Below are 7,900 nucleotides of genomic sequence, written 5' to 3' on the forward strand. Positions count from 1 at the left end.
ACTACCCGCACGCGAGGGCCGACCAGTCCACAGGTGATCGTATGCGCGTCGTAGCCAAGTTCGGCGGGACGAGCCTCGGCAGCGGCGATCGCATCAACCGGGCGGCCGACTCCATCGCGGACGCGGTCGCGCAGGGCCACGAGATCGCGGTCGTCGCGAGCGCGATGGGCAACACCACCGACGAACTCCTCGACGAGATCGAGTTCGAGGCCGACGATCCCGACCGCGCCGAGATCGTCAGCATGGGCGAACGCACCAGCGTCCGGATGCTGAAGGCGGCGCTCTCGTCTCGGGGCGTCGAGGCGGTCTTCGTCGAGCCCGGCTCGGGCCGGTGGCCGATCTACACCGACGGCCACGGCGAGGTCGACGCCGAGCGGACGAAGGCGGCGGTCGCGGAGCTCGCGGCCGAACTCGGCGACGTGGTCCCGGTGATCACGGGCTTTCTCGCCGAGGACGACGAGGGCAACGTCACCACGCTCGGGCGCGGGGGCTCGGACACGACCGCCGTGATGCTCGGCAACTACATCGACGCCGACGAGGTGGTCATCGTCACCGACGTGGAAGGCGTGATGACCGGCGACCCCCATGTTGTCGAAGGCGCGCGCAACGTCGGGAAGATCTCGGTCGACGAACTCCGGAACCTCTCGTTCCGCGGGGCCGAAGTCGTCGCGCCCAGCGCGCTCTCGTACAAGGACGAGACCCTCGACGTCCGTGTGGTCCACTACCAGCACGGCGACCTGCTCGCGGGCGGCACCGACATCATCGGGGAGTTCGAGAACCTCATCGACATGCGCGAGGAGCCCCTGGCCTGCCTCACGGTCGCGGGCCGGGCCATCCGGAACCAGCCGGGGATCCTCGCCGACCTCTCGACGGCGCTGGGCGACAGCGACATCAACATCGACGCGGCCGCCAGCGGGATGGACTCGATCACCTTCTACGTCGACGAGGACGTCGCCGAGCGCGCCGAGAACATCCTCCATCGCGAGGTCATCGACGGCGAGTCGCTGTCGAGCGTCACCGTCGACGACGAAGTGGCGGCCATCCGGGTCACCGGCGGGGAACTCCCCAACCAGCCCGGCGTCATCCGGAACTTCGTCGACCCCCTCTCGGACGCCCACATCAACATCCACGACCTCATCACCAGCGCGACCAGCGTCGCGGTGTTCGTCGACTGGGACGACCGCGAGGAGACCTTAGAGATCGTCCAACGGCAGTTTTAACACGACCTACGACTTTTTACAGCGGTCGCACGGAAAGACGCTTCGCGTCTTTCGAGCCTCGGCTCGCTTCGCTCGCCGAGACGCCCCGAGCGGCGCTCGCTTGCAAAATCTCGATCAAAAACACCGGGAGAGCGAAACTCTCCCGAGCCTGCGTTCTCCGCTCACGCAGACGCGGCGCTCCTCCCTTCGGTCGTCGCTTGATCCGCTCGCTCACGCCCGTTCGCTCGTGATGCGATTGCTCGTGCACGCGCTTGCGCGGTATCCCGTGGGTCGGCAGTCACGGTGAAAACGTGTGGACTGATGCGTCTTCGCACCCGTCTTCGTCCGGCGAGTGCGCGACGTTCTCCCAAACGCTTTTGAGCGATTGCGAACAACTTCCGGGTATGCCATACGAACCCCGACTCGGTGGGATCGACGGCCAGCCACGGCGACGCCACTCGGACGCGGGGTTCGACTTTTTCTTCGCGGCCTGAACTGAGAGCGGCGGACTCCCCCGTCGAGCGAGAACTCGCCGGCGACGAAACCGCTCGGGGCGTCCGACCCGGAGCCGCGCGCATCGGACGCGCTTCAGAAACGATAAACGGTCGCACAGGGTTGTACCCATCAAGAGCACACCACGCACGATGAAACTACCAGAGTCACAGGCCGCGGTCCTGCGGGCCGCGAGCGCCGACGAGTCGCGGAGTATCGAACGGTTGGCCGACGAGACGGGCCACAAGCCCGAGACGGTCACCGGCACCGTCTTCGAACTCGAAGACGAGGGGCTGGTCGCCGTCAAGGAGTCGATCGAGGAGACGGTGACGCTCACCGACGAGGCCCGCGAGTACCTCGATTCGGACCTGCCGGAGGTCGACCTGTACGAGACCGCCCTCGACGCCGGGGCCGACGCCGACCCGGTCGAGATGGGTCGCGTCATCGGACAGTCCGGGCTCGAAGGTCCGGCCGTCGACATCGCGCTCTCGAACTACGCCCGGAAGGGGTACGGCGTGATCGAGAGCGGCGAGATCACCGCCGACCCCGACGCCGACCCCGAGAGCGACGCCGAGGCCGGCGCACTGGCAGACCTCGACGCCGGCGAGGCCGTCGCCGACGAGGCGGTCCTCGACCAGCTAGACCGTCGCGAACTGATCGAGCGCGACGAGTCGACCGTCCGGACGGTGACGCTCACCGACGCGGGCGTGACCGCGCTGATGGAGGGCGTCGAGACCGCCGAGACCGTGGGCCAGCTCACCCCCGAGATGCTGACCTCCGGGGAGTGGCGCGACGTGGAGTTCGCCGAGTACAACGTCGAGGCCGACGCCCAGCGCGTCGACGGCGGCAAGACCCACATCCTCCGCCAGACCGCAAACAGGGTCAAAGACACCCTCGTCGGGATGGGTTTCGAGGAGATGGAGGGCCCTCACGTCGACGCGGAGTTCTGGATCAACGACTGCCTGTTCATGCCACAGGACCACCCCGCGCGGACTCACTGGGACCAGTTCGCGTTAGAGACCCCGCGCGAGATCGACGAGCTTCCCGAGGAGTTGGTCGAACGCGTCCGGGACGCCCACCGAAACGGCGTCGGCGAGGACGGCGAGGGCTACCACTCGCCGTGGACCGAGGAGGTCGCGAAGGGGGTCGACCTCCGTGGCCACACCACCTCGCTGTCGATGCGGTACCTCTCGGGCAACGAAGTCGGCGACCTCGAACCGCCCCAGCGCTTTTTCAGCGTCGAGAAGGTGTACCGCAACGACACCCTCGATCCGACCCACCTGCTCGAGTTCTTCCAGATCGAGGGGTGGGTGATGGCCGAGGACCTCTCGGTCCGGGACCTGATGGGCACCTTCGAGGAGTTCTACGCCCAGTTCGGCATCACCGACATCGAGTTCAAGCCCCACTACAACCCCTACACCGAGCCGAGCTTCGAGCTGTTCGGCACGCATCCGACGACGGGTGAGATGGTCGAGATCGGGAACTCCGGAATGTTCCGCGAGGAGGTGCTCGAACCCCTCGGAGTCGACTGTGACGTAATGGCGTGGGGGCTCGCGCTCGAACGCCTGCTCATGCTGATGTACGGCTTCGAGGACATCCGGGACGTCCACGGGACGCTCGCGGACCTCGAACTGCTGCGGGAGACGGAGGTGCTACACTGATGCCAGTCGTCGACGTGAACCCCGACGAACTCCGGGACCTGACCGGCCACGACGAGAAGAGCGACGACGAACTGATCGACGACATGTTCGGGCTCGGACTCGAGTTCGAGGGTCGGACCGAGGACGGCGACCTCCAGCTGGAGTTTGCGCCCGACCGCCTCGACCGGCTCTCGGTCGAAGGCGTCGCGCGGTCGCTTCGCTACCAGTACGGCGACGACCGCGGCGTCTACGTCCCCGGCACGAACGACGCCGACTGGACCATCGCGGTCGACGAGAGCGTCCCCGACGAGCGGCCGTACGTGACCGGCGCCGTGATCCGGGACGTGAGCCTCGACGAGGACGCGCTCGACTCGCTCATCCAGCTCCAGGAGAAGCTCCACGCCACGATGGGCCGCAAGCGCGCGAAGGGTGCGATCGGTATCCACGACCTGACGATGCTGAAAGGGGAAGCCGCCGCCGTCGAGGGGCAGTCGGCCGCCGGCAACTCCATCACCTACCGGGGCGTCGACCCCGACGGCGACCGGTTCGTTCCCTTGGACGCCGACGCGGAGATGACGCCCGCGGACGTTCTGGACTCGCATCCGACCGGCGAGACGTACGCCGACCTCGTGGCCGAGTACGACCGCTACCCCGCGATCTACGACGACATCGGGCTGTTCTCGTTCCCGCCGGTCATCAACGGCCGGCGGACCGAGGTCTCGACAGACTCGCGGGACCTGTTCGTCGAACTAACCGGCACCGACCAGTGGACCATCGACCGGATGTGCAACATCATCTGCTATGCGCTCGACGCCCGGGGCGCGAAGGTCGAAGCGGTCGAGGTCGAGTACCCCGACCGGACGCTCGTGCGCCCCGACTTCGAGGTCCGAGAGAAGACGGTGACCCACGACCGGATCGAGAGCCTGCTCGGGATCGATCTGAGCGCCGAGCGCGTGGTCGACCTCCTCGAACGGTCGGGCCTCGACGCCGACCCCGAGGAAGTCGGCGACGACGAGGTCGCCTACACGGTCGAGGTGCCGCCCTACCGGGTGGACGTGCTCCACCCCCTCGACGTCGTCGACGACGTGGGGCGGGCCTACGGTTTCAACGACCTCGAACCGCGCTACCCCGACGTGGGGACGGTCGGCGGCCGCCACGACCGCTCGAAACTCGAAGACGCCGCCCGCGAGGTGCTGGTCGGACTCGGCTTCGAGGACCTGCTGAACTTCCACATGATCAGCGAGCCGGAGAACTTCGACCGGATGCGGATCTCTCGGCCGGAGGGAAGCGACGCCGACCTCGACCACGTCGTCACGGGCGCCGCCGAGCCCGCGACCATCCTCGAACCGTACAGCGAGGACTACACCATGCTCCGGACGTGGGCGCTCCCGTCGCTCATGATGGTGCTCGAAAACAACACCCATCGGGGGTATCCGCAGGACCTCGCGGAGATCGGGCTCGCGGCCCGGGTCGACGACGCCGAGAACACTGGCGTCGCGGAACGCCGGACGGTCGCGGGCGTCCTCGCGCGCCACGACGCCTCCTACGAGGACGCGAAGGCCCGCTTGCAGGCGATCACGCGCAACTTCGACGCCGACCTCGAAACCCCGGCGACCGACCACCCGTCGTTCATCGACGGGCGCGCCGCGGCGGTCGTCATCGACGGCGAAGACGTGGGCGTTATCGGCGAAATCCACCCCGAAGTGCTCGTCGAACACGACCTCGAACTCCCCGTCGCGGCCTTCGAGTTCCGACTGGACGCGCTGGCGTAACGGCCTCGACCTCGTCAGTCGAGATCCGCGCCTACGGCGTCCTCGACGTTATCGAAGCCGTCGCGGTCCAGCAGTTCGAGGAGCCCCTCGTTGATGTCGCGCGCGATGGACGGGCCCCGGTAAACCAGTCCGGTATAGAGTTGAATCACACGCGCGCCCGCGCGGATCTTCCGGTAGGCGTCCTCGGCGGTGAACACTCCGCCGACGCCGACGACCGGGACGTCCGTACGGTCGGCGACGAACCGGACCATCTCGGTGGCCCGGCCCTCGATCGGCTTCCCCGAGAGCCCGCCCGTCTCGGCGCGGTTGTGGCTTCGGAGCCCCTCCGGTCGGTCTGTCGTCGTGTTTGTCGCGATAACGCCGTCGAGGCCGAGTTCGTTCACGAGGTCGAGGGCGTCCTCGACCGCGGGATCCGGGAGGTCGGGAGAGAGTTTGACCAGCAGGGGGCTCGCGCCCGCGTCGAGGAGTTCGCCGAGGATAGCCGCCATCGATTCGCGGTTCTGTAGCTCACGAAAGCCCTCGGAGTTGGGACACGAGACGTTGACGACGAAAAAGTCCCCGCCGTCGGCGACCGCCTCGTACGTTCGTCGGTAGTCTGCGGGCGCCGCCGCGGCGTCGACGTGCTCGGTCTTGGCGAGGTTGACGCCCACGGGGACGGGCGCGTCGGTCGCCGCGAGGCGGCCGCCGACCGCCTCTGCGCCTCGATTGTTCAGTCCCATTCGGTTGACGATGGCCTCGTCCTCGCGCAGACGAAACATCCGCGGACGAGGGTTGCCGTCTTGGGGCTCGGCGGTGACTCCGCCGACTTCGACGTGTCCGAAGCCGAGGGTTCCCAGCACCGAGGGCACCTGCGCGTTCTTGTCGAACCCGGCCGCGACCCCGACCGGGTTGGCGAACTCCTGACCGAACGCCGAGACGCGGAGGCGGTCGTCTTCGACCCGATAGCGAGTCGCGAGCGCGTCCGCGAGCGGCGTCCCCTGTGTGGCTTCGAGCCCGCGATGGACGAGCCCGTGTGCGGTTTCGGGCGGAAGGGAGAAAAGAAGCGGCTTCACGGCGTCGTAAGCGTTCATCGTCCGTCTACCCCGTCCGGAGCGGTAAAAATCCCCCGCTCGGCTTCAGAACTCGTGTTCGACCTCGTCTTTGTTGGCCTTCTGGATGATGATCTTGTCCTCGCGGACGCGAACGAACACCTCGTCACCGATGTCCATCCCGGCGACGGCCAGCTCGTCTTCGTGGAGATTGATGTGGACGTTGTGGTACTCGCCGTCCTCGCCTTTCGCCCCGCTCGGGCTGAGCTTCTTTTTCCGTACCATCGCGGTATCCTACCAGTTGGTTCGCCACAGAATGTACTTAAGTGTTTTCGACCGACCCATCTCGACGGGCCGCTTCGAGTTCGACCACTCGGACTGCTTATCGTTTCGGGGCGAAATCGCACAGACTGCGCGGTTCGGCCGAAAAAACACCCGACGGCGCCACCGTCGTATTTAATAGTTTCGCCGCGAACGACTCATATCGGCGATATATTTATAATGGGTCCTGTGCTGGGTTGGCATGGAGGAGAAAACCATGGTACGTGAAGATGGTAAGCGAAATTTCGCGCTGCGTGAGTCGGGCGACGAGTCGAGCGTGTTCTCCGGGAACACCCCCCGACAGGCGGCTCTCAAGGCGGCTCGCCGACTCGAACCGGCGCCGTCGGAGGACGACGCCGACCAGACGGAGATCCGTCTCCGCGAGAAAGGCACCGACAAAGTACACATCTACGAGGGCTGGGCGTGGCACGAACAGGCCCCCGACGACAAGCCCGACTGGATGCCCGACGAAATCACCGAGGCTAACGTCTCGAAGCAGGGTATCGAACACCTCGATGAGTAAGCCGGCGGGCAGCGACTCCGTATTTGTTTTCGCCGCGCAGTAGTGAACGCCCCGACGTCCCCCGAACGCGCACGAGATGCGAGCCGTTATAGCGCTGGTGGCGTTAGTGGGACACGCGCGGGCAACACACGCCGTGACGACGCGCACGACGCGCCGGACGATCGGTCGTTCTCCTCCCGCGCCACAGCTTTCGCCCTCGCTCAGCCGTCGCTCTACCATCGGCGCGCTATCTCTCGCACTGGCATGCCACGGTACTGCACCCCGAAGAAGTTCGGGTTCGACGGCCTTAAGTGTAACCCGGCATTCGTTAGGAATGCGAACGAGGTCCCGCGGTTTGGGCCTCCGGAACTCGGCGAGAACCGGCGCCTTTTTGAGGCGCCTCGGCCGACTTCCGCAAGACAACCGATCCAATGCCCTTAAGTGTAGTGGGCTACTCGGATAGAACGTCGACGGCGTCCCTCGATTCGGGACGGCCGAGGCGAGCTCGATCCGACGCCCTTAAGTGATACTGGGGCATTTGGATTGAATGTGCACGAGCCTTCGGGGGTCTTCCCGCCGAAGGCCGGCCCGGTTCGACGCCCTTAAATGAATAGGGCGGTTCGAATCGTAATGCAGCAAACGACACGACGTGATTCGGGACGCGTTCAACTCGCGTCGCGATCTCGGACCGAACCCGCTTCGATGGGTTTAAGACCGATCGAAGCAAACGTTCAGGTCCGAAGGAAATGAGGATTCCACCCCTGCGGTCCGCCGTACACGATGGGATCTGATGTTAGCCCTGGTAGTTCGGTGACACCCGACCAACGATTTGGTTTGGCGTCGTCGAACTGACGGACATTTAGCATTCAGTTGCTTCCGCCAGAGACCCACCGAACCCTTCGTGGTTCGGCAACCATTCCGGTTGATCCTGCCGGAGGCCATTGCT

At 66.0% G+C, this 7,900-nt stretch carries 6 protein-coding genes; 4 read left to right on the forward strand and 2 right to left on the reverse strand.

The features are described from left to right. Positions 1-41: 41 nt before the first annotated feature. From EPY72_RS17125 to pheT, 3 genes are all read left to right on the forward strand, one after another. The gene (locus tag EPY72_RS17125) at positions 42-1,220 is read left to right on the forward strand and encodes an aspartate kinase (RefSeq protein WP_134672470.1); all 1,179 of its coding nucleotides are present in this window, start codon (positions 42-44) and stop codon (positions 1,218-1,220) included. Between the two features lie 623 nt (positions 1,221-1,843). Further along, a complete protein-coding gene (pheS, locus tag EPY72_RS17130; RefSeq protein ID WP_135807208.1) occupies positions 1,844-3,352 on the forward strand; it encodes a phenylalanine--tRNA ligase subunit alpha in 1,509 nt (502 codons plus the stop codon). Continuing rightward, positions 3,352-5,103, forward strand: coding sequence for a phenylalanine--tRNA ligase subunit beta (pheT, locus tag EPY72_RS17135; RefSeq protein WP_135807209.1), 1,752 nt, complete (start codon positions 3,352-3,354; stop codon positions 5,101-5,103). The genes pheS and pheT overlap by 1 nt, the downstream gene beginning before the upstream one ends. A 14-nt stretch (positions 5,104-5,117) precedes the next feature. On the opposite strand, the gene EPY72_RS17140 is transcribed toward pheT, so the two are convergent. Both EPY72_RS17140 and EPY72_RS17145 read right to left on the reverse strand, forming a co-directional pair. After that, the gene (locus EPY72_RS17140) at positions 5,118-6,173 is read right to left on the reverse strand and encodes a quinone-dependent dihydroorotate dehydrogenase (RefSeq protein ID WP_135807210.1); all 1,056 of its coding nucleotides are present in this window, start codon (positions 6,171-6,173) and stop codon (positions 5,118-5,120) included. Positions 6,174-6,218: 45 nt separating this feature from the next. Then, on the reverse strand, positions 6,219-6,416 hold the full coding sequence (locus EPY72_RS17145; protein WP_134672474.1) for a hypothetical protein: 198 nt from the start codon (positions 6,414-6,416) through the stop codon (positions 6,219-6,221). 253 nt (positions 6,417-6,669) lie between these two features. Between EPY72_RS17145 and EPY72_RS17150 the strand changes: the two genes are divergently transcribed. Next, positions 6,670-6,975 (forward strand): non-histone chromosomal MC1 family protein, encoded by a 306-nt coding sequence (locus tag EPY72_RS17150; RefSeq protein ID WP_134672476.1) that lies wholly within the window; start codon positions 6,670-6,672, stop codon positions 6,973-6,975. The last annotated feature ends 925 nt before the right edge of the window (positions 6,976-7,900 follow it).

This window comes from Halorussus marinus, assembly GCF_004765795.1.
Lineage (GTDB): Archaea > Halobacteriota > Halobacteria > Halobacteriales > Haladaptataceae > Halorussus > Halorussus marinus.